The sequence below is a fragment of the Singulisphaera chitinilytica genome (genome assembly GCF_049331405.1).
Lineage (GTDB): Bacteria > Planctomycetota > Planctomycetia > Isosphaerales > Isosphaeraceae > PoT.
Genome location: NZ_CP186274.1, coordinates 7,589,864 through 7,613,403, shown reverse-complemented (window position 1 = coordinate 7,613,403; position 23,540 = coordinate 7,589,864). Strand labels below are relative to the sequence as shown.

Annotated in this window: 13 protein-coding genes; 8 read left to right on the top strand and 5 right to left on the bottom strand. The window is 63.5% G+C overall.

Annotated elements, in window-relative coordinates; genetic code table 11:
- Positions 1–161: 161 nt before the first annotated feature.
- The 4 genes from ACOYYX_RS29730 to ACOYYX_RS29715 all read left to right on the top strand — a co-directional run bounded on the left by ACOYYX_RS29730 (position 162) and on the right by ACOYYX_RS29715 (position 13,241).
- Positions 162–5,249: a DUF1549 domain-containing protein gene (locus ACOYYX_RS29730; RefSeq protein ID WP_422926328.1), complete on the top strand. Its 5,088-nt coding sequence runs from the start codon at positions 162–164 to the stop codon at positions 5,247–5,249.
- A gap of 70 nt (positions 5,250–5,319) precedes the next feature.
- Entirely contained in the window at positions 5,320–6,792 is a 1,473-nt protein-coding gene (locus ACOYYX_RS29725; protein WP_422926327.1) for a DUF1501 domain-containing protein, read from the top strand.
- Positions 6,793–7,070: 278 nt separating this feature from the next.
- Complete coding sequence (gene lgt, locus ACOYYX_RS29720; RefSeq protein ID WP_422926326.1) at positions 7,071–7,940, top strand: prolipoprotein diacylglyceryl transferase; 870 nt, start codon at positions 7,071–7,073, stop codon at positions 7,938–7,940.
- A 315-nt stretch (positions 7,941–8,255) separates the two neighbouring features.
- A complete protein-coding gene (locus ACOYYX_RS29715; RefSeq protein WP_422926325.1) occupies positions 8,256–13,241 on the top strand; it encodes a PVC-type heme-binding CxxCH protein in 4,986 nt (1,661 codons plus the stop codon).
- A gap of 97 nt (positions 13,242–13,338) precedes the next feature.
- Here the strand turns inward: ACOYYX_RS29715 and ACOYYX_RS29710 are convergent, their stop codons facing one another.
- The 3 genes from ACOYYX_RS29710 to ACOYYX_RS29700 form a co-directional block, all read right to left on the bottom strand.
- Positions 13,339–14,595, bottom strand: coding sequence for a glutathionylspermidine synthase family protein (locus ACOYYX_RS29710; RefSeq protein ID WP_422926324.1), 1,257 nt, complete (start codon positions 14,593–14,595; stop codon positions 13,339–13,341).
- Positions 14,596–14,625: 30 nt separating this feature from the next.
- Complete coding sequence (locus tag ACOYYX_RS29705; protein WP_422926323.1) at positions 14,626–14,853, bottom strand: hypothetical protein; 228 nt, start codon at positions 14,851–14,853, stop codon at positions 14,626–14,628.
- Positions 14,854–15,017: 164 nt separating this feature from the next.
- Positions 15,018–16,205 (bottom strand): GntR family transcriptional regulator, encoded by a 1,188-nt coding sequence (locus tag ACOYYX_RS29700; RefSeq protein ID WP_422926322.1) that lies wholly within the window; start codon positions 16,203–16,205, stop codon positions 15,018–15,020.
- A gap of 461 nt (positions 16,206–16,666) precedes the next feature.
- On the opposite strand from ACOYYX_RS29700, the gene ACOYYX_RS29695 reads away from it, so the two are divergent.
- The 4 genes from ACOYYX_RS29695 (at position 16,667) to ACOYYX_RS29680 (ending at position 20,491) form a co-directional block, all read left to right on the top strand.
- A complete protein-coding gene (locus ACOYYX_RS29695; protein WP_422926321.1) occupies positions 16,667–17,815 on the top strand; it encodes a DUF1559 domain-containing protein in 1,149 nt (382 codons plus the stop codon).
- A gap of 166 nt (positions 17,816–17,981) precedes the next feature.
- Positions 17,982–18,452: a hypothetical protein gene (locus tag ACOYYX_RS29690; RefSeq protein ID WP_422926320.1), complete on the top strand. Its 471-nt coding sequence runs from the start codon at positions 17,982–17,984 to the stop codon at positions 18,450–18,452.
- A 59-nt stretch (positions 18,453–18,511) separates the two neighbouring features.
- The gene (locus ACOYYX_RS29685) at positions 18,512–19,657 is read left to right on the top strand and encodes a TIGR03364 family FAD-dependent oxidoreductase (protein WP_422926319.1); all 1,146 of its coding nucleotides are present in this window, start codon (positions 18,512–18,514) and stop codon (positions 19,655–19,657) included.
- Positions 19,658–19,723: 66 nt separating this feature from the next.
- On the top strand, positions 19,724–20,491 hold the full coding sequence (locus tag ACOYYX_RS29680; protein WP_422926318.1) for an SDR family NAD(P)-dependent oxidoreductase: 768 nt from the start codon (positions 19,724–19,726) through the stop codon (positions 20,489–20,491).
- A gap of 70 nt (positions 20,492–20,561) precedes the next feature.
- Here the strand turns inward: ACOYYX_RS29680 and ACOYYX_RS29675 are convergent, their stop codons facing one another.
- Both ACOYYX_RS29675 and ACOYYX_RS29670 read right to left on the bottom strand, forming a co-directional pair.
- A complete protein-coding gene (locus ACOYYX_RS29675; protein WP_422926317.1) occupies positions 20,562–21,923 on the bottom strand; it encodes a Gfo/Idh/MocA family protein in 1,362 nt (453 codons plus the stop codon).
- 264 nt (positions 21,924–22,187) lie between these two features.
- Complete coding sequence (locus ACOYYX_RS29670; RefSeq protein ID WP_422926316.1) at positions 22,188–23,510, bottom strand: ATP-dependent 6-phosphofructokinase; 1,323 nt, start codon at positions 23,508–23,510, stop codon at positions 22,188–22,190.
- Positions 23,511–23,540 lie beyond the last annotated feature (30 nt).

The following is a 23,540-nucleotide window of genomic DNA, read 5'->3' as shown; positions in this document are numbered from 1 at the left end:
GCCTGCTGATCGACGAGTCGTTGGATCGAGTAGTCACGTGGTCGGTCGATCGTCCCCCTTCAACCTTGGGTCAGGTCAGGGGACGAATTTGACCGCGCCCTCGAGATACACCGCCGACTGATGCCGAGGAGCCATTCGCGATGCTGCTGATGAGACGTTGGATGACGCGCGCATGCGCCGCGGCCGCTTTCTTGGTCCTGCCCCTCGGCATCGCCAATGCAGCGGAAGAGCCGCCGAAAGCCCCGGCCAAGGTCAGCTACTACAAGCAAATCCGCCCCATCTTCCAGGCCCAGTGCCAGGGCTGCCACCAGCCTGCCAAGGCGGGCGGTGGCTATGTGATGACGTCGTTCGAGAAGCTGATCGCCGGTGGCGACTCGAAGGAGGCGGCGATCCTCCCGAGCAAACCGGCCGAGTGCAACCTCATCGACCAGATCACGCCCCGCGACGGCAAGGCGGAAATGCCGCAGGGCAAGCCGCCCCTCTCGGCCCCCGAAATCGAGCTGATCACGAAGTGGATCGCCGAAGGGGCCGTGGACGACTCGCCGGCCAGCGCCAAGATCCGCTACGACAGCGAGCATCCTCCGGTTTACAGCCGCCCGATCGTCATCCCGGCCCTCGACTACTCACCCGATGGCCAGTATCTGGCCGTCGCGGGCTTCCATGAAGTCCTGCTCTGGAAGGCCGATGGTTCGGAACTCCTGGCCAGGCTCGTCGGCCTCTCGGCCCGGATCGAATCCCTCCGCTTCTCGCCCGACGGATCTCGTCTGGCCGTCACCGGCGGCAACCCGGCACAGACCGGCGAGATCCAGATCTGGGACGTCGCCAAGCGGAAGCTCGACCTGTCCGTACCGCTGACCTTCGACACCGTCTATGGTGCGGCCTGGTCGCCCGACGGGACGAAGATCGTCGTGGGCTGTGCGGATAACAGCGTCCGAGCCATCGACGCCAAGACTGGCGCACAACTCCTGTTCATGGGCTCTCACAACGACTGGGTCCTGGACACGGCCTTCTCCAAGGACGGCTCGCACGTCGTCTCGGTCGGCCGCGACATGTCGGCCAAGCTGACGGAAGTCGCCACGCAACGGTTCATCGACAACATCACGTCGATCACCCCAGGAGCCCTCAAGGGAGGCATCCTGACCGTCGCCCGGCACCCCTCGCGTGATGAGATCGTCTTCGGCGGCTCGGACGGCATCCCCAAGCTTTACCGGATCTTCCGCCAGACCGTCCGCGTCATCGGCGATGATTCGAATCAGATTCGATCCTTCGACGCCATGAAGGGCCGCGTGACCGGGACCGCTTTCAGCGCCGATGGCAAGCGGATCGCGACCGCGAGCAGCCTCGACGGCTCGGGCGACATCAAGGTCTACGCCTACGAGTTTGAAGAGACCTTCCCGGCGAACATCACGGCCATCCAGAATAAGATCCCGGCGGCACGCAGCCCCGAGGAAACCAAGGCCCTAACCGACTACACTCACCCGCGCAGCAAGCTCATCAGCCAGGTGGATCTGCCGGAGAGTGCCGTCTACTCGCTCTCCTTCAGCAAGGATGGCCATGTCCTGGCCGCGGCCGGTTCGGATGGCTTGGTCCGCCTGCTGAACTCCGACACGGGCGCCCTGATCAAGAAGTTCGTCCCCGAGCCGGTCAGCGAGGGTGAGAAGCCCGCGCCGAAGTCGGCCGTCTCCGTCGTTGCAAAGACCGAGGAAGCCATCGAGTCGGAGTCGATCCCCGCGGGGACCAAGGTCGTCTCGATGAAGGTCGAGCCCCTCACGATCAAGCTGGCCGATCAGTTTTCCTATGTCCAGGTGCTCGTCTATGGGCAGCTGGATACGGGCGAGGTGATCGACATCACCCGGATGGCCGATCACAAACTCTCGAGGCCGCTCGTCGATGTCTCCCGCTCCGGCATCGTCCGGCCCATGAGCGACGGCCAGGGGGTGCTGACACTTTCCTATGGAGACGCCAAGGTCGAGGTCCCTGTGACGGTGAACGGCATGACGGCCGAGTACCAGGCGGACTTCGTCCACGACGTCAACCCGGTCCTCTCTAGGCTTGGTTGCAATCAGGGGACCTGTCACGGCTCGGCCCAGGGCAAGAACGGCTTCAAGCTCTCGCTCCGAGGTTATGACCCGATCTTCGACGTCCGGGCCTTCACCGACGACCACGCCTCGCGTCGCGTCAACCTGGCCTCGCCCGACGACAGCCTGATGCTTCAGAAGCCGGCGGGGGCCGTCCCGCACGTCGGCGGTCAGTTGATGCACCCCGGCGAACCTTACTATGAGATCCTCCGCAACTGGATCGCCCGCGGCGCGAGGCTCAAGACCGACTCCGCCAAGGTCGCCAAGATCGAGGTCTCGCCGACCAACCCGATCGTGCAGCGGACCGGCCTGCGTCAGCAGATGCGAATCCTCGCCACCTACACGAACGGCGAAGTCCGCGACGTGACTCGAGAAGCGTTCATCGAGACCGGCAATGGCGAGGTCGCCACGGCGAACCGCTCGGGCCTGATGACCGCCATCCGCCGCGGCGAGGCCCCGATCCTCGCGAGGTTCGAGGGAGCCTATGCAGCCACGACCCTCACGGTCATGGGTGACCGCAACGGCTTCGTCTGGGAGCAGCCACCGACCTTCGGCAAGATTGACGAGCTCGTCGCCTCCAAGTGGCAGCGACTCAAGATCCGCCCGTCCGAGGAGTGCGGCGACGCCGAATTCCTGCGTCGGATCTATCTCGACCTGACCGGCCTGCCGCCGACCCCGGACGAGGTCCGGGCCTTCCTGGCCGATAACCGCGAGACGCGGATCAAGCGCAACGCGGTCATCGACAAGCTCATCGGCAGTAAGGAATATATCGAATACTGGACCAACAAGTGGGCCGACCTGCTCCAGGTGAACCGCAAGTTCCTGGGCGTCGAGGGTGCGGTCGCGTTCCGCGGCTGGATCCGAGATCAGGTCGCCCGGAACGTGCCGTACGACCAGTTCGTCACCTCGATCATGACGGCCAGCGGCTCGAACAAGGCGAACCCGCCCGCGTCGTACTTCAAGATTCTCCGCGACCCGACGTCGACCATGGAGAACACGACGCAGCTCTTCCTCTCGATCCGGTTCAACTGCAACAAGTGTCACGACCACCCGTTCGAGCGTTGGACCCAGGACCAGTACTATCAGACCGCGGCCTACTTCGCCCAATTCGGCCTCAAGGGGGATCCCGCGAGCAACGGACAACAGATTGGTGCCACCGACGTCGAGGCGGGCAAACCCCTCTTCGAAGAGGTCTATGACACCAACCAGGGCGAAGTTAAGCATGACCGCACGGGCAAGCTCACCCCACCGCAGTTCCCGTTTGAGGCGGCCCACAAGGCACCCGAGAAGGCCACGCGGCGGCAAGAGCTCGTCTCCTGGCTGACCGCCAAGGACAACCCCTACTTCGCCCGCGGCTACGTGAATCGGCTCTGGGGTTACCTCTGCGGCGTCGGCATCATCGAGCCCCTCGACGACGTCCGTGCGGGCAATCCTCCGTCGAACCCCGAACTCCTCGACTATCTCACCGAGGAGTTCATCAAGAGCGGATTCAACGCCCAGCACCTGATCCGCCTGATCACCCAGTCCCGCACGTATCAGCTTTCCGTCGCCACCAACAAGTGGAACGAGGACGATAAGACCAACTTCTCCCACGCGATGGCCCGACGCCTCCCGGCCGAAGTGCTGTATGACGCCGTCTATCGCGTCACAGGTGCGGTCTCGAACATCCCCGGTGTCGCCGCCGGCACTCGTGCCGCCGAACTGCCGGATTCGGGCGTCGAACTCCCCAGCGGCTTCTTGACCACCTTCGGCCGTCCGGTCCGCGAGAGCGCCTGCGAATGCGAGCGGTCGAGCGGCCTCCAACTCGGGCCCGTCATGGCCCTCGTGAGCGGTCCGACGATCGGCGACGCCATCGCCGATCCGAACAACGAGGTGGCCAAGTTGACGGCGAGGGAGTCGAACGACACCGCGCTAGTCAATGAGCTCTTCGTGCGGATTCTCAACCGTCAGGCCACGCCCACGGAAATCCAGTCCTGCCTCCAGTCGTTCTCCGCGATCGACGGCGACCACGTCCGGCTAGCCGAGTCGCTCGGCAAGCGGGAGACCGAGGTGGCCCTCGCCCGGCCCCAGCAGGAACGGGAACGCGAGGCGACGATCGTCTCGGCCAAGGCAGCTCTCGCGGCCTATGAGAAAGAACTCGCCCCGAAGACGGCCGAGCTCGAGAAGCAGCGTCAGGCCGGTATCGCCAAGGCTACGGCCGACCTCCAGGCCTATGAGGCTGGCATCCCCGCCAAGCTCGCGGCCTGGGAGAAGTCGCAGAACCTCTCGGGCCGTTGGCAGGTGCTCAATCCGACCTCGGTCCAGGCCACCGGCGGGACGGTGCTCACGAAGGAGGCTGACGCCTCGATCGTCGCGACGGGTGCCAACGACAAGTCGGTCTTCACGATCGTCGCCGAGACAGACCTGACCGGGATCACCGGCGTCCGTCTTGAGGCCCTGAGCGACGACCGTTCGCCACGTCGCGGGCCGGGCAGGGCAGGGGATGGCAATTTCGTCCTCACCGAGGTCGAGGTCGTCGCCACCTCCAAGGTCGACCCCAAGCAGGCCAAGCCTGTCGGGCTCCAGTCGGCCCTGGCCGACTTCACCCAGGGCGGGTTCGACGTCAACAAGGCGGTCGACGGAGACCCCAACTCGCAGCTCTCCGCCTGGGCGGTCTCGCCCGCCACGGGGGCCACGCACTGGGCGACCTTCGAGACCAAGGAGCCGGTCGGCTTCGACAAGGGGACGGTGCTGACGATCCGCCTGCACCAGAACTTCGCCCCATCTTACCAGCTTGGCCGCTTCCGCCTGTCGGTGACGCGAGTCGCCCGGCCGGTAGGCCTCGGCCTCCCCGACGACCTCAGAGCTATCCTCGCCACGGTGCCGGAGGTCCGATCCGAGGCCCAGAAGGCCACGCTGCTCACCTACTTCCGATCCATCGACCCCGAGCTCGCCCAGCGAGCCCAGGCGGTGGGGATGAGCCAGGCCCCGCTCCCGGTCGATGCCCGGCTCAAGGAGCTCCGCGACCAGCTCGAGGCTGCGAATCAGCCGTTGCCGGTCGATGGCCGGTTGGCTCAACTGCGTCGGGATGTTGAAATGAGCGTGAAACAGGCGGCCGCGAGGCGTTTGACCGCCGCGCAAGACGTCGCCTGGGCCCTGATCAACAGCCCGGCGTTCCTGTTCAACCATTGATCTCGGGCGGTCAGACGCCCGTTCGATAGAAGCGTATTGAACCCTCCCCTCATTGAGAAGGAGCTGCACGATGATCATTGTTCCCGGTGAACCTGGGAAGGATCTCTGCGACCGCAGTCTCGGGATTACCCGCCGTGACCTCCTCCGCGTGGGGGGGTCGGGACTGCTGGGCGTCTCTCTCGGCTCGATGCTCGAGCTCCAGGCCGCGGCCGCCGACCAGACCGGCGCGACCGGTCGGCCCGGCTGGGGCAAGGCCAAGAGCATCATCATGGTCTACCTCCAGGGGGGACCGAGCCACCTGGACCTCTGGGATCCGAAGGACAACGTCCCCGACAACGTGCGGAGCGCCTTCAAGGCCATCCCCACCAAGGTCCCGGGGACGTATTTCACCGAGATCCTGCCGAAGCTCTCGCAGATCACGGACAAGTTCACCTTGATCCGTTCGATGAGCTATACGCCGAATGGCCTCTTCAACCACACGGCAGCCATCTACCAGATGATGACGGGCTACACGACCGACAAGGTCAGCCCGTCGGGCCAGCTCGAGCCCCCGAGCCCGAAGGACTTCCCGAACTTCGGCTCGAACATCATCCGGCTCCAGCCGCCGACCCAGCCGATGCTCCCATTCGTCATGCTCCCGCGTCCGCTCCAGGAGAGCGGCGTCGTCGGCAAGGGGGGCACCGCCGGATTCCTGGGTAAGGCGTACGACCCGTATACGCTCTACCCCGATGGCGACGACATGGACCTCAAGAAGATGGATCGGATCAAGGTCGACGACCTTCAGCTCCGTCCCGAGGTCTTCTCCGTCCGCCTCGAGCGTCGGGCCAAGCTCCGCCAGGCGATCGACTCGGGCATGCCCGACATCGAGAAGGCCGTCGCGGACTACAACCTGAACCAGTACTACGACAAGGCCCTCCGCCTCATCATCTCGGGCCGCGCCCGCGACGCGTTCAACTTGGCCGAGGAACCGGACAAGATCCGCGATCTTTACGGGCGCAACACGTTCGGGCAAAGCTGCCTCCTGGCTCGCCGCCTCGTCGAGGCCGGCACCCGGGTCGTCGAGGTGGTCTGGCCGAAGGTCGCCAACTCCGACAACCATTCGTGGGACCACCACACTGGCCTCACCGAGCGTATGAAGAACCAGTCGGGCCCGATGCTCGACGCCGGCCTCTCGGGCCTGCTCACCGACCTCGACAACCGCGGCCTGCTCGACGAGACCCTCGTCGTCGCGGTGGGCGAGTTCGGCCGGAGTCCGCAGAAGGGCGTGAGCACCTCGGGCAACGGCAACAGCGCCGACGGCCGCGACCATTGGCCGTACTGCTACACGGCAGTCGTCGCCGGTGCCGGCATCCGCCGCGGCTACGTGCACGGCAAGTCGGACAAGACGGGCTCGGCGCCGGTCGACGCCCCGGTCCATCCGGGCGAACTGCTCGCCACGATTTACCACACCTTCGGCATCGATCCCGCGACGATCGTATTCAACCACCTGAACCAGCCTCGCGAGTTGGTGAAGGCGGAATCGGTGGGCAAGCTCTTCAGCTGAGTTTGACCGCCCATCGCGACCGAAGATTCTTCTTCAAGACCCTCCCGAGCCTGCGCGGGAGGGTCTTTTTTGTTGGCGGTTCTTTGGCACAGGAGCCTATCCACCCCCGAACTGGGGTTGATGGAAATGGTGACCCGGGGCATCCTCTCCGCGCCACATCAGCTGGGATGAGAGCACAGGTCGACCGAATCCACGCGTGATGGGGGACGTTGAGGCTTCGCCGAGGACACGTTTCCCCGGCCTGGCATCGATTCCTCGCGCACGAGAGGCGGGATGGAATGCGAAAGATTCTCCTGGAAATCCCCGGGCTGGGGTTCCGTCTCTACGGCTACAGCACGATGTTCTTCATCGCCTGCGCCGGGGCTCTGTTCCTCACGGCCTGGCGGGCGAAGCGGGAACGGATCCATCCCAACAGCGTCTTCGAGCTGGCGATCTGGCTCTATGGCGGCGGCCTGATCGGGGCCAGGCTCTTCTTCGTCTTTCAGCACCACGAGACCTTCGCGAGCCTAGGCGACATCCTCCGCTTCTGGCGAGGGGGGATGGTATTCTACGGCTGCATCATCGGCGGCCTGATCGGCTCGATCATCTACTGGTATCGCCATCCCTTCCCGTTTCGGGCTATGGCCGACGCCGTCGCGCCCTCGCTGGCGTTCGGAACGGCCTTCGGCCGGCTGGGATGCTGGTTCAATGGTTGCTGCTTCGGCTCGATCTGCCACATGCCCTGGGGCGTCCAGTTCCCGACGGGCACAATCCCCTGGATCCACCAGGTCTACCTCCGACAAATCCCGCCCTCGGCCGAGATCTCTCACCCCGTCCATCCGACCCAGCTCTATTCCGCGATCACCGGCTTCGCGCTCCTGGCATTCCTGAGCTGGTACTTCCCAAAGCGGAAGCGAGACGGCGAGGTCATGGCCTTGCTTATGATCTTCTACGCGATGGCCCGATTCGCCATGGAAGCCTTCCGCGACGACGAGGGAGTATTCTTCGCCGGCATGACCATCTCGCAGAATATCAGCGTGCTGATCTTCACCGTCGGGGCCGCCTTCTGGATCTGGCTTACCACCCGGCCGAAGATCCGCCACGTCGACGTCGCCGAGCCGATCGTCTCTGAATCGGCCCGTGGGCTCTCGCTCGAGCCTATGCGTTGAATCATGCCGATCTTCAGTTCGTTGATTCATCGCCCAACAAAAGCTAACGAGTCTAGCTTTCATCACATGAACGTTTGACAGAAAACCAAATTTGCCCACCAGGCGCATTACGCTTCGATGCGCCCTTACGGCGGCTTGTCACGCCTCGATGACTTGGGTGTAATCGGGTGAATTCGGCGGAGAGGTTCGGCTCGGCGATTCTCGTCGAAGGGTGTCCTACCTCTCATTCCATCCGACTGTAACACGCTCGTCCAACGTCCACGAAGGAAGAGGGACGAGCGTGATGAAACTCCGACTCCACCGAGGCGAAACTCCATGGCTCGAGTCCCTCTCTTACACACCCTCAAGCGGTGCATGACGTCCGCTACGCTCTGCGGGCTCTTTGCCACGCTGCTCAGCGCTTCAAACCTTCAGGCGGCATCGCCCCTGGAGATCCATCCCGGCGATCACATCAGCCTGGTCGGGAACACGCTGGCCGATCGCATGCAGCACGACGGCTGGCTCGAAGCCTTTCTGAACTCGCGTTTCCCCACGCATCAGCTCGTGATCCGCAACCTCGGCTTCTCGGGGGACGAGGTCACGCTCCGACTCCGATCCGATGGATTCGGCAGTCCCGATCACTGGCTCGAGTTCAACAAGTCTGACGTCGTCTTCGCCTTCTTCGGCTACAACGAATCGTACAGGGGCGCGGAAGGACTTGAGTCCTTCAAGCGAGAGTTTTCCGACTTCGTCAAGCATACGCTCGCCCAGAAGTACAACGGCACGAGTGCCCCGCGACTGGTGCTTTTCTCGCCGATCGCTCATGAGGACCTGCACGACCGTAACCTGCCCGACGGCTCGGAGAATAACCGCAGGCTGGAAGCTTACACCGCGGCGATCGGGGAGATTGCAGAAGCAGGGAACGTCGGCTTCGTCGACCTCTTCCATCCCACGAAGGCCGCGTATCAGAAAGCCAAGGCTCCGCTGACGATCAACGGGATCCATGCAACTCCCGAGGGCAATCGCACGATCGCCGAGATCATCGACACGGCCCTCTTCTCCACCGCAACCGCCAGAGACCCGCGGGCACTCGAGAAGCTCCGGCAGGCGATCCTCGAAAAGAATTTTTATTGGTACAACCGTTATCGCACCGTCGATGGCTATTCGATCTTCGGCGGACGTGCCGACCTCCGTTTCGTCGGCGGGCAGACCAATCGCGTGGTCGCCCAGCGCGAGATGGAAGTGCTCGACGTCATGACCGCGAACCGCGACAAGCGTATATGGTCCGTCGCCAACGGCGGCGACCTTCAGGTCGATGACAGCAACACGCCGCCGTTTATCCCCGTGACCACGAATAAGCCGGGAGCGGGTCCCAAAGGCGAGCACCTCTTCCTGAGCGGCGAGGATGCGATCAAGTCGATGACGGTCGCCAAGGGGTTCCGGGTAAACCTCTTCGCCTCGGAGAAAGAGTTCCCGCTCCTTGCCAAGCCGGTGCAAATGTCGTTCGACAACAAGGGCAGGCTCTGGGTGGCCGTCTGGCCGACCTATCCCCACTGGAAGCCCAAGGAGGAGATGAACGACAAGCTGCTCATCCTCGAGGACACCGACGGCGACGGCAAGGCGGATAAGGCCACGACCTTCGCCGACCACCTGCATTGCCCCACGGGCTTCGAGTTCGCCAACGGCGGCGTCCTGATCGCGCAGGCCCCGGACCTTGTCTTCCTCGAGGACACCGACGGCGACGACAAGGCCGACGTCAGGCGCTCGGTCATCAGTGGGCTCGACACCGCCGACACGCACCACGCCTCGAACAGCTTCACGCTCGACCCTGGTGGGGCCCTCTATTTCCAGGAAGGGACGTTCCACCACACCCAGGTCGAGACCCCCTACGGCCCCTCAACCCGCTGCGTGAACGCCGGCGTGTTCCGCTATGAGCCAAAAGCCCAGAAGTTCGACGTCTACGTAAGCTATGGGTTCGCCAATCCTCACGGGCACGCCTTCGACCACTGGGGCCAGGACACGATCATCGACGGAACCGGGGCCAACCCCTATCACGGGACCCTCTTCTCCGGGCACCTCGACTACCCGAACAAGCACAACCGCCCGCCACAGGTCTATCAGCAACGAACCCGTCCTTGTCCGGGCGTTGAGGTCCTTTCAAGCCGCCACTTCCCGAGCCAGTACCAGAACACGCTGCTCGTCCCCAACGTCATCGGGGCGCAGGGCATCCTGATGTACAAGATCGAGGACAACGACGCGAGCTTCGCCGGCTCCGAAATGGAACCGCTGCTGATGTCGTCGGATGCCAACTTCCGGCCGTCCGACGTCGAGGTCGGACCCGACGGCGCGATCTACTTCCTGGACTGGCAGAACCCGATCATCGGCCACATGCAGCATAACCTCCGGGATCCGAGCCGAGACCGCATCCACGGCCGCGTCTACCGGGTCACCTACGAGGGACGGCCCCTCCTGCAACCGGCCAAGATCGCCGGCGAACCCATCCCGAAGCTGCTCGACCTCCTGAAATCCCCCGAGGATCGCGAACGCTATCGGGCGAAGGTCGAGCTCAGCGGCCGAGACGCCGATGAGGTCGTCGCAGCCCTGGGCAAGTGGCTCAACTCTCTCGACAAGTCCGACCCCGAATATGAACATCACCAACTGGAAGGCCTGTGGGTCTACCAGTATCAGAACGTCGTCAACATCGAAGTATTGAAGCGCGTCCTCAAGTCACCCGACTTCCGCGCCCGTGCCGCTGCCACGCGCGTGCTCTGCTACTGGCGTGATCGAGTCCCAGATGCTCTTGCCTTGCTGAAAGGCCTGGCCGCGGATCCGTATCCTCGCGTCAGGCTCGAAGCCATCCGGGCCGCGAGTTTCTTCAACGTCGCCGAGGCCGTCGAGATCCCCTTGATCTCGGCCGAGCATCCCTCTGACGACTTCCTCGAGTTCACCCGGGGCGAGACGATGCGGGCTCTCGACCCTTACTGGCGCAAGGACGTTGCCGAGGGTAAGCCGATCCCATTTACGAGCGTCGCGGGGGTCCGATTCCTTATGGCGAAGATGAGCAACGACGAATTGCTCAAGATGAAGCGGGATCGCGCGGTGGATCATGAGATCCTCTTCCGCCCAGGCATCCGCGATGAAGTTCGACGTGAGATCCTCGCGGATCTCGCCCGCCTCGACAAGAAATCTGAGCTCCAGGTATTGATCGATGGGATTCGGAGCCAGGACGCGTTGAAGGGTGAGCAGGACGAGACCGTCGTCATCGACCTCGCGCGACTCCTCACCGGACGCGGTCCCGATGAATTGTCGAAGGTCCGCGATGAGCTCCAATCGCTCGCGATGGAGTCGAACCTGCCGATCACCCGACAGCTCGGATTCGTCGCATGGATCGCGGCCGAGGGGAAGGTCGACCGCGTCTGGAAGCTCGCCGAGACGTCAGTTCGTAGCCTGCTCGACCTGGTCAACGCCATGCCCTTGATTCGCGACGCGGGCCAGAGGGCGGAACTCTATCCGAAGGTCGTGCCGCTCTTGAAGGGTCTGCCGGCGTCGCTCGAGAAGGGAGCCTCCAGGGAGATCGGCGGCTCGGCCCGCTACGTGCGAATCGAATTGAAGGGTCCGAGGACGCTCACGCTGGCCGAGGTCGAGGTTCTCAGCGACGGACGTAACGTCGCCCGATCGGGGAAGGCCTCGCAGAAGAACACGGACTACGACGGCGACGCCAAGCGTGCCATCGACGGCAACAAGAGCGGCGAATACGGGGCAGGGGGCCAGACCCACACGCAGGAACAGACGAGCAACCCCTGGTGGGAAGTGGACCTCGGCACCGAGTACCCGATCGACTCTATCGCCATCTATAACCGGACCGAGGCCGACTTCGCCAAACGGCTCGATGGCTTCTCGCTGAAGGCCCTCGACTCCGCCCGCAACGTGGTCTTCGAGAAGGTGCGTCAGCCGGCCCCCAGCAAGCACGTCGTCGTCAACCTCGGCGGCGGTTCGCCCGCAAGCCTGCTCCGTCGAGCCGCCATGAACGCGCTCACGTATGTTCGAGGCCGCGAGGCCGTCACCTTCAAAGCGCTTGCGCACTTCGTCCGCGCGAACGAGGATCGCACCGCCGCGATCCACGCTCTCCAGCGCATCCCGGCGGCCGAGTACCCGACGGAGGAAATCCGCCCCTTGCTCGACGACCTGGTCGGCTACGTGAAGTCGATCCCCACGACGGGTCGGACCGCCCCCGCGGCTCTTAACGCGTTGCAGCTCGCCGACTCGCTCGTCACAGCACTCCCCAGGGACCAGTCGAAGGAACTGAGGCGGGTTTTGAGCGAACTCGGCGTTCGCGTTCTCCGGCTGGGGACATTGCCCGAGCAGATGCTGTACGATAAGGAGCGGCTCGTCGTACAGGCGGGCAAGGCCGTGGAGATCGTCTTCGAGAACAACGACCTGATGCCCCATAACTTCGTGGTGACCCGGCCGGGGGGCCTCGAGGAGGTGGGGATGCTCGCGGAGTCGACCGCCACAGACCCAGGCTCGCTCCAGCGGCAGTATGTGCCCCAGACCGACAAGGTCATTTTCGCGAGCCGACTGCTCCAGCCCCGCGAGACCCAGAAGCTGAGCCTGACCGCCCCCGGCCATGTGGGCGTTTATCCTTACGTCTGCACCTATCCGGGGCACTGGAGGAGAATGTATGGCTCCTTATACGTGGTTGAAGACCTTGATGAATACCTGGCGGATCCGGAAGGCTATCTCGCGGCCCATCCGGTTTCGATTCATGATGAGTTGCTCCGATCGAATCGGCCTCGCAAGGAATGGAAGCTCGAGGACTTGACCGCGTTCATCCAGCCTATTCCGAAGGGCCGATCCTTCAGCAATGGCAAGCAACTCTTCGAAGTCGCCAACTGCATGAGCTGTCACAAGCTCAACGGCGTAGGGCAGGAGATAGGACCCGACCTGACCAAGCTTGATAGCAAGTTGAAGCCGGTCGACATCCTCACCTCAATCCTCGATCCCTCGGCGAAGGTCGAGGATAAGTACGCCACGTACAACTTCGAAACCGAGGGCGGCAAGGTCATCACCGGGCTGATCCTGGAGAACAATGACCGGGAGTTCAAGGTCATCGAGAACCCGCTCGCCAAATCGGATCCGATCATCATCAAGCGATCGGACGTCCTGGAACGGGTCAAATCCGCAAGCTCCATCATGCCGAAGGGACTGCTCGATAAATTAACGCGTGAAGAGGTGCTAGACCTCCTCGCTTATGTTATTTCGAGAGGCGATGCCAAGAACCCCGTCTTCCAGGCCGACTCGGGGCACGAGCACGGTCATTGAGGACGTCGTCAAGCACCAAGACCCCTCGCCGGCACAGAAAACGGGCCGTCGAGGGGACTTTGCATTGGCGGAGGTGACTTATTCGCACCGCTCAATCTCAAGAGGGATCGAGCCAACGGTCCCAGAGCGGATTCTCGCGGACCTTCGCGTTAGCCTCATACCCACCAGGTCCCGCTTTGGCGAGCATGATCGGCGGCTTGACCCCGGCCGACGTCCGGAAGATGTGCAGTACGAATCGGCTCGTATTCCGGGTGATCGGCCCATCATCTTCGCGGATGCCAATCCCGCACGCATGACCGTTGACGATCCAGCTTCCCACGACTGCGTGCCGGTCGTCGAACTCCGGCAGGCTGGAGAGTCTTTGATAGATTCGTCGGCCGGTGTACTCGCCCGCGGTCTCGGCGATGAGCCGCCCCTCGCGAACGATCGAGACGTTTGCCCCTTCGCGCGAATGGACGGGCTTGGTGACATAAGTGTCACCGAATGGCTCATTCTCGGCCCTCAACAGATAGGGGCAGTCAGGGAACAATTCCCAGAGGACCGGAAGGATTGCCTTGCTGCTCAGAATCATCTTCCAGGGAGGTTCAAGCCAGCGCGTCGGGGCCCCCGGCAAGTATTGCCCGAATGGCTCGCGCAGCATCCATTCCCAAGGGTAGAGCTTGAAGAGGACGTCCATCGAGCGTTCTCGCAGATCGGTGAAGACCCGGCGAGCAGAATTCCAGCCGATCTCGGCAACGTCGAGCATCTGCGTCGCCAGGCCGGCCTGCGTAGCCGCGTCGCGGAGGTACGTGATGGTCATCGCGTCCTCCAGCGAGTCGGTCATCGCCGCGAACGAGACACTACGGCCGAGGGTGTCGCTCACGGCCTTCCACGCCTCGATTAGGCGCTCGTGGATGCTGTTGAATTGATCAATCGACGAGGGTTCGACGCCGGAACTGCGAACGAGGTCCTGCGACCAGAACCACTGGATCACGGCGGCTTCGAGGAGTGCGGTGGGAGTGTCCGCGTTGTACTCGAGTAACTTGGGCGGTCCATTACCATCGAAGGCCAGGTCGAACCGGCCGTAGATCGTCCGCTCGTCGCGCTCCCAGCTCTCGGCGACGAACGTATGAAACTCGACGGGGATGTCGAACTCGTCGAGCCGACCCGAGGTGATGACATGCTCGACCGCATTCAGACAGAGGGCGTCGAGCGTGTACGTCGCCTTCTCGATCTGGTCGACCTCGCGGGCCTCGAGGAGGTAATAGGCGGATTCGTCCCAGTAGGGCTCGCCGCCGATCGAGTGGAAGTGCAGACCTTGAGACTCGACGGTCTTCGGCCAGTCGGGGCGAGGGGGGGTGGCGATGCGGAGCATATTTTTCTCTCGCGGTCGGTGGGAATCAGTTCAAGAACTGACGCCATGTCCCCCAAAGCTGCCGAACCCGCCACGCGCCGAGACGCTCGGCGCGGTGCTGCCTCTCACGCCGGTGACGACCGGGCCTCGGCCGATGAACGTCCCGGCTCCATGATGACGATGCCTCTCTTCCTCCTCATCCCGGCGAGAACAACCGCCCGCGAGGAGCAAGGTTTGCCCCATCAAGACGAGCGTGATGGATTTCGAACGACGAGTCATCGCGACCGCCTCGGCTGCTGAAATCAGGGACATACGCCCCGCGACATCGCTGCCACCTCTGGGGTCGTCCCTTTCCAGAAGCGTTCGCCAGGCGGCCGCGAATATTGATCCAAATTGAACGGCTGAGGTGGATCCCCAGGCGGACGTCGAGTTCCCTCGCGCCATCAGGCTCCGAAGCCGATTTGCATCGTCGGTCGCCAGTCGGGAGAGTCCACCGCGGCCGAAGTGCAGCTACTCTCGCGCCGGATGAGCTCGCCGGGGACGAGGACGCGGACCGGCTTGGCGTCGGGGTTCGCGATCCGATACCGCATAATTTCGAGGGCGCGTTGGGCTACCGTGACGGAATCGAGCGTATAGGTGGTGACGCCGATCGAGAAGGAGTTGCCGATCGGGAGGTCATCGAATCCGGTGATCGCGACCTCGTCGGGTATCCGCTTGCCTCGGGCGAGGAGTTCCAGGATCAGGCCCATGGCCGTGGTGTCTTGGAAACAGATGACGCCATCGGCTTCGGACTCGATCACCCGTTCGGCTAGTAGGCAATAGGCCTGCTTGCTGGGCAAATCATGTCGAAATTCGAGGAGAGTCGGCGGCGCGTGACCAACGATGTTGGGATCAACTCTCTGGGCCTTCAGACTTGCGAAGAGGTACCCCGCCATCCGATCGTTGTGGCTGCTGGTCGGTCCGCCCTGGACGAACGCGATTCGCTTCCGCCCCACCTCCTGGAGATGCTCGGTACAGCGGACGCCCCCCTCGAAGTCGTCCGGTCCCACGAGGTCCCATTCCAGCTCCCGCGCGTTACCGCGTAGGTTCCGCTCGATGAGGACGACGGGGAGCCCGAGTTCCCTGCAAGCCTGGAGCAGCCGTTCGTCCCGGGCCAAGCTCTCCTCGTCGATGCGTGAGGGGAGGCAGAACAGCCCCTTGATCCCGGATTCCATCGCCCGACGCACCTGGCGTTTGATCTCCTGCGGCGATTCCGCGGAGTCGAGCGTGATGGCATTGGTCAGGAACCGCGCGACACCGCGCCTACCGAGCGCCTCGAAACCTTCCATCGCGACCGCGTGCGAGGCCTTCTGCCAGGGGCCGGGCGTGATGCAGAAGCAGAGCGCCCAGGATTCGTCCGCCTGCGTGAGCTTCGGGATGAGGTAACTCCCCGAACGCTCCACGCTCTTGATGATCCCTTTATCTCTTAGGACTTGCAGGGCTCGAGAGGCGGTGACCACCGAGACCTGATGCTCCTCGGCGATCTCGCGGACACCCGGAATGCGTTCGTCGGCTCGCCAGGATCCGGTGGTGATCCTCGCTTCAATCTTCCTCGAGACTTCGAGATAGAGCGGCTGTTCCGTCGACGACATTGCGGCGCCTCGGGGCGGAGGAGGGCGAGACACGAACGTCGTCGTCCCGCGGGGAGTGTTGATCTGTCATAGGTAACTGTCTCGTCCCGGGCACCGTCACCCGGCCCTGTCTATCACAGGCCGCGGACATTCTAAACGCCTGTGCCGTCGCATTTCATCGTCAATTCACGACTTGGACAAACCATTCATCGAAACTTCATTACCTGCCCCCTTGTATGTTCCGATGCGATGTGTACCATGATCTGCGTAAACCACACGGCCGGTTCTGTACAGCACAGAACTCCCCAGAGGCAGTTTGTCCCGACGTCGATGAAGACCTGGGCGACGAACGAGAAGTCCTTCCAAGCTCCTCCGAACGGATCGACCTCCCCGAATTCATTCGCGGAGGTCCCGACGAAGATCACGATGATCTCATTGATATGCTAATCCCCTTGTTATTTGCTTCAGCACTGGAGAACCGCATGACCTCGCTTTCCTCCCGACGACGAAGTCCTCGAGGGTTCACCCTCATCGAATTGCTGGTCGTGATCTCGATCATCGCCGTCCTGATCGCCTTGCTCCTGCCGGCAGTCCAGGCGGCTCGCGAGGCGGCCCGCCGCGCCCAGTGTACGAACAACCTGAAGCAGCTCGGCCTCGCCATCGCCAACTACATGGAGACCTTCGGCACGACCCCCGTGCACGAATATCGCCGTGCCGATGAGTACAGCGGGACCGGCGGCTCGTCGGGCAACCGCGGTTGGCACTGCCAGGTCCTGCCCTTCGTTGAGCAGACGGCGATCTATAACTCGCTCAACTTCGCCCACTCCGACGGCTTCTACGGCGCCAACAACATCGTCAACGGCGTTAATGGGACGGCCCACAAGGCTTCGATCAGCGCCTTCCTCTGCCCCTCCGATGGCATCACCAACTTGCCCCAGGACGGATACGTCAACACCTCGGGCGGCAAGCTCGGCAACCAGAACTACCCGGGCAACACGGCCCACCCCCGCAACATCCTGATGCCCGGCGGCACCCCGAACGGTGGCAACGTCCCGCCATCGCAGGGCGTGATCTCGACCTCCCGCATGTACTCGACGAACGGCCCTTGCACGCCCGCCAAGGCCGCGACCGCCAACCAGAACGTGAATGCGGCTAGCATCACCGACGGCCTCTCGAACACCGCGGCCGTGAGCGAATCGCTGGTGAACGACGGCTCGGGCAACTCGCCCGACAAGCGCCGGAACCTGAACTACACCAACTCCGCCCTGATCGAGCAGGATGACGCCCCCGCCTTGCTGGTCGTCCGCGACGGCCTTGCCGGGCCCGTCAACTGGCCGGACTGGAGCATGTACAAAGGCGCGACCTGGGCCTTCAGCGACGGCTGGGAAGGTCACCTCTATGCCCACCTGCTGCCGCCGAACGCCCCGCCGATCCACGTGTACTACTCGAACACCCTCCGCTGCTTCGAGGGCGACACGGGCATGAACCCCACCAGCAACCACCCCGGCGGCGTGAACGTCGGCATGATGGACGGCTCGGTCCGGTTCGTGAAGAACACGGTCAACCTCCCCGCCTGGTGGGCGCTCGGCACCCGCAACGGCGGCGAAATCATCTCCTCGGACTCGTTCTGAGCTCGAGTTACGGTTGATTCCCGCGATGATCTAGCAATATGGCCGTGGCTCGTCGTCTTCACTTCGAAGATGATGGACCACGGCCAACTTCCATCTCTCCTTCGGTAAGCCGCCCGCATTCATAACGTCGGCTCCCGCATTCGTCCCACAGAGGCCTGGATCCCCCATGATTCGCGACGCCGCCCGCATTTCGCTTTCCAAGCCGTTCGCCACGCTCACGATGGCCGTGGTCGTGTCCCTCCTCCCGTGGCTCCCGGGCTGCGGCGGCAATGACGCCGAGTTCAGCAAGGAAACGCAATACACCCCGGAGACGCTGGCCCAGGAGTTTGTCTTCCGGTACAAGAGCTTGCCGGAACGACGGTCGAACCGAGAGAAGTCAAAGGCCGACGCCCTCGAGAAATTCAAGGCATCCGTCCCCGACGCCGACGAAGCTCGCAAGTCAGCGAAGGCCGAGGCTTCGAAGAAGGGCTCGGCTCCGACTCTCGAGGGACTCGTCGCCGAGTTCAGCACCAAGCTCGGCAGCATCCCCTCCCTCCCACGACCGGAGGCGTCGAAGCAATTCCTGAGCGCTTTGTCGAAAGACTCGACCGTCAAACCCGACGACCTCAAGGCGATCACGGAACAGCTCGGGAACTGATGCTCATTTGGCGTGAGTCTTGATTCGCGTCGGAAAGCTTGATGGAGGCCCAGGTCGAGATGGCTGTCACTCGCCGGTTTGATGATGCGGTCGTCGGTGCGGGCATCGTGGGCCTGGCTCATGCGTATCATCTCGCGAGGCGAGGCCGGAAGGTCCTCGTCTTCGAGAGAGGGCCGCGGGCGTCGGGAGCTTCCGTCCGTAACTTCGGAATGCTCTGGCCCATCGGACAGGCTCCCGGTCCCATCCGCGACCTCGCCGTCCGGAGTGTCGAGGTCTGGCGCGGGGTGCTGGCCGAAAGCGGGCTCTGGCACGCCCCCGTAGGATCGTTGCACCTCGCTTACCACGAGGACGAGGAGCAGGTCCTCCGGGAATTCGTGGCGAAGGCGAAGGCCTCCGGCATCGAATGCGATCTCCTGGCTCCTGGAGAGGTCGTGAAGAGGGCTCCAGGCGTCAGGCCTGAGGGGCTCAGAGTCGGGATGTGGAGCCCGACCGAGGTCTCGGTGGATCCTCGCCAGATCGTCGCAGGCCTGCCGGAGTACCTCAGCCGCGAGTTCGGGGTCACGTTCCGGTTCGGGACCGTCGTCACCGACTACGACCACCCCACGATCACCGCGGGCGGCGAGACGTGGTCCGCCGATAAGATTTGGGTCTGCTCGGGGGACGACTACGAAACGCTTTACCCCGAAGCGTTCGGCGAACACCAACTCGTCCGATGCAAGCTCCAGATGATGCGGTCCGCCCCGATCGAGGGGGGCTGGCGGCTCGGGCCGATGCTGGCGGCAGGGCTGACACTCAGGCACTACCGAGCATTCGAGGATTGCCCGACCCTGCCCGAACTCAAGGCTCGAGTCGCGCGTGAGAACCCCGAGTTCGACCGCTTCGGGATCCACGTCATGGCCTCGCAGAACGGGCTGGGCGAGGTCGTCGTCGGGGACTCCCACGAGTATGGCGACGACATCGAACCCTTCGATAAGGCGATGATCGACGAGATCATCCTGAGGTACCTGATGACGTTCCTGGCCGTCCCCGGCTTCCGCATCGCCTCGCGCTGGAATGGGATCTACGCGAAGCACCCCAACATCCCTTACATGGTCGCCAATCCGGGCGAAGGGGCCACCGCCGTGACCGTGTCGAGCGGCCTGGGCATGACCCTCTCGTTCGGCCTGGCGGAGCAGGTCGTTTCCAACGCGCTGGGGAGCGTTTAACCTGGCCCTCGCGTGAACGAAACGAGAGTCGATCGTCGAACAGGCGAGCCAGAGGGGTCAGGTGCGGTGAATCCATTCGATCTGTCCGGTAAGGTTGCGGTCGTCACCGGAGGCAACGGCGGCCTGGGTCTCGGCATCGCCCGCGGCCTGGCCCAGGCGGGGGCGAGTATCGCCATCGTGGCTCGCAACGAGGCGAAGACGCTGGCGGCCGCCCAATCGCTCCGAGAGGACCTCGGGGCGAAGGTGTTCACCCAGAAGGCCGACGTCTCCGTCCCCGAGCAGGTGGCTACGGCCGTCGCGGCGATTGCGCAAGAGTTCGGCAGGATCGACGTGCTCGTCAACAACGCGGGCACCTCGATCCGCAAGCCGCCGCACGAGCTCACGCTCGAAGAGTGGAACACCGTGATGGACGTGAACCTCACGAGCGCCTTCCTCGTGTCCAAGGAGGCATACCCTCACCTCAAGTCGGCCGGCGGCGGCAAGGTCATCAACATCGGCAGCATGGGTTCGTATTTCGGCATCCCATACGCCTCGGCCTACGCCACGAGCAAGGGTGGAATCGTCCAGTTCAGCAAGAGCTGCGCCCTCGCCTGGGCCCTGGACAACATCCAGGTCAACGCGATCCTGCCCGGCTGGTTCGAAACCGAATTGACCGACAGGGCGCGTGCCCACGTCCCCGGCTTATATGAGCGGATGCAAGGACGTATCCCGCAAGGGCGTTGGGGATCCCCGGCCGACATCGCGGGGACGGCCGTCTGGCTCTCGAGCGCGGCGAGCGACTATGTGACTGGCGTCGCGATTCCCGTCGACGGCGGCTTTTCCTCGGCCATGTAAATGCGAGAAGCCAGGGGGGAGATAGCTCCCGCCCCGGCCTCATTCATGGCGTTGGCTGGATCCCATTCGCTCAGTGGATCGAGAATCCCGGGCGATACTGCCGACGGATGAACTGATCCGCCTCGGGCATCCCCTTGACCTTCATGTTCTCGGCATCCCACTCGATCTTGCCCCCCACTTTCAGGGCAAGGACGCCGAGGAGCACGGTCTCGGTGAGGCGGCCGGCGTACTCGAAGTTCGAGAGGGCCTTAGAGGGGTCATTGGTCTTGATCGCCTCGACCCACTCGGTGAAGTGGCCGGGGGAGCGGGGCAGGGTCTGGGGCGGAGTCGAGACGTCCTTGAAGCGATCGCGAGGCAGCAGGGTGTGCTCCGCGCCGTAGTCATTCTGGGTGAAGAAGGAGCCCTTCTCGCCGACGAGGAGCAGGCCGCTGCCCGACGCATTCTCCCCGTGGAGCAGGCTCTTGAACGCCCGCTTCGAGTCGGGCAGGTTGTCTCCGCCGTCGTACCAGGTCAGCGTGATGGGTCCGCGGCCCTCGCGAGCCCCGAAGTGGAACTTGATGATCGACCAGACCGGGTACGTTTCCTTGTCGACGATGCCCGAGGTGTCGACGACTTCCACCGACTCCGGGTCGAACAGGTTCAACGCCATCGCGGCGATGTTGATCGTGTGGCAGGCCATGTCCCCGAGGGCCCCCGTGCCGTAGTCGAGCCAGCCTCGCCAGTTGAACGGGGCGTAGGCGGGGTTGTACGGCCGGTCGGGCGCGGGGCCGAGAAACTCGTACCAGCGGACGTGGTTGGGGACGCCGGGCGTCTCCTTGGGACGGGGGATACCCTGGGGCCATACCGGCCGGTTCGTCCAGACGTGGATCTCCTTGACCTGGCCGAGCGTGTCCGACCGCAAGAGTTCGACCCCCGCGCGGAATCCGTTATCGGCGGTCCCCTGGTTCCCCATCTGCGTGCAGAGCTTCTTCTCGGCGGCCAGCGTGCGCATCACGCGGGCTTCCTCGATCGACCAGGTGAGGGGCTTCTGGCAGAAGCAATGCTTGCCCATCTTCATCGCCATCACGCTGGCGGGCGCATGGCTATGGTCGGGGGTGCTTACGGTGACGGCGTCGATCTTGTCGCCGAGGTCTTCGAGCATCTTGCGGTAGTCGAAATACTTCTTGGCCCCGGGGAATCGCTCCCCCATCTTATCGAGGACCACCTCATCGACGTCGCAAAGCGCGACGATCTCGCCGTGCCTACCGGCCGCCTCGGTGTCGCTGTGGCCCTTGCCGCCGACACCGATGCAGGCGAATCGGACCTTCTTCTCATCAGTCGTCGCGGGCTTGTCATCGGCCTGGGCGTTCGTCTCGCCGATCAGGGCCGTGCCCGCGGCGCCGGCGATCGCGGTCTGTCGGAAGAAATCACGACGGGTTGGTCGAACGAACATTGCGTCATTCTCCTCGGGAAGTCGGAACCGGGCGGTTCATATCGACCGCAAGCGTCGGCAGAACTCGAGGCATGGCGTGGGGGCTGCTCGAGCCTCGTCGCGACGTCGAGCCTGCGCGACCTGATTCGACCGCCAGTATCACGCGCCCATTACGCTGCCGCAATCGGCCGGTTCCCGAGGAATGATCGGAGTTTATCTCGTTCTTAAACGCGGCAAGGCCTTCAAGAGCCTGCCTTAAGCGGCAAACTCTATGACTGCAATCTCTCACTTGAACTCGCGGGGTTGCCCCGTGCATTCGAGCACCGAGGTCCAAAGATCCCCGTTAGGATCGACCCGATATCGCTCGCGAATGGCCGTCGCCATCGGGACGTGAACGAACCGGCCATGCCAGCGGCCGACGACCATCTCGGTGCGGCCTGACATGGCCGCGTGGACGGCGTTGAGCCCGAGCCTGATGCAATAGACGCTGTCGAACGGGTTGGCAGGGACACTCCGAATTATGTAACTAGGATCGATATACTTGAGGTTCAACTCGATGTTGCACCTGGCGAAATGCTCGGAGATCTGCTGCTTGAGGAAGATCCCGATGTCGCCCAGGCGGGCGTTCCCCGAGGCGTCGGTCTGTTGAGGTACCTGCTCGAGCAGATCCTGCCCGGCACCCTCGGCGACCACGACCACGGCATGCCCGAGCCGTTCGACCCGCTCGCGCACGACGTTGAGGAACCCCTGTTCCCCTTCGAGTCGGAAGGGTACCTCAGGGATCAGGACGATGTTCGCGTCGCTCTTGGCGAGCGACGCATAGCAGGCGATGAACCCCGAATGCCTCCCCATCAGCTTGACCAGGCCGACGCCATTCGGCGATGCCTGCGCCTCGATGTGGGCCCCGCGGATGGCCTCGCTCGCCACCGAGAATGCGGTCTGGAATCCGAAGCTCTGATCAATATACATGATATCATTATCGATCGTCTTCGGGATGCCGATGACGGAGATCTTGGAGCCGCGCTCGGCCGCCACCTGTCCAATCCGCAGAGCCCCTCGCAGCGTGCCATCCCCGCCGATCACGAACAGGACGTTGACGCTCATCTGCTCCAGGCAGTCGACGATCTCGGCCGGATCCTGCTCCCCGCGCGACGTGCCGAGGATCGTGCCCCCATGCTCATTGATGCCATCAACCGAATCGGGCGTGAGGTCGATGACCTCGCGGCGGTACTTGGCGATGAATCCCTGGTAACCGTTGCTGAAGCCGTAGATCTTCCGCACGCCGTAGTGATGGCTCAGTTCCATCACGAGTGCCCGGATCACGTCGTTCAGCCCGGGACAGAGCCCGCCGCACGTCACGATCCCCGCTCGCGTCTTCGAGGGATCGAAGAAGATCTTGCGGCGAGGCCCGGCCGGCTCGAAGGCGGGCAAATCCTCGATGGGCGTGCCTCGCGCGGCGAGCGCCGAAGCGGTACCGTCGAAGAGGACTCGATCGGACTCGTCAACATTGTGAAATGTCTGAAGTCGACCGTTCAGTAGGGAACTGAGCGGCGAATCGATCCTGCAAGGGCCGAGCGTCTTGACGAGCAGGTCGCCTGCGTTGATCACGGGCGATGTCTCTATTCAGAGGCGTTGGAT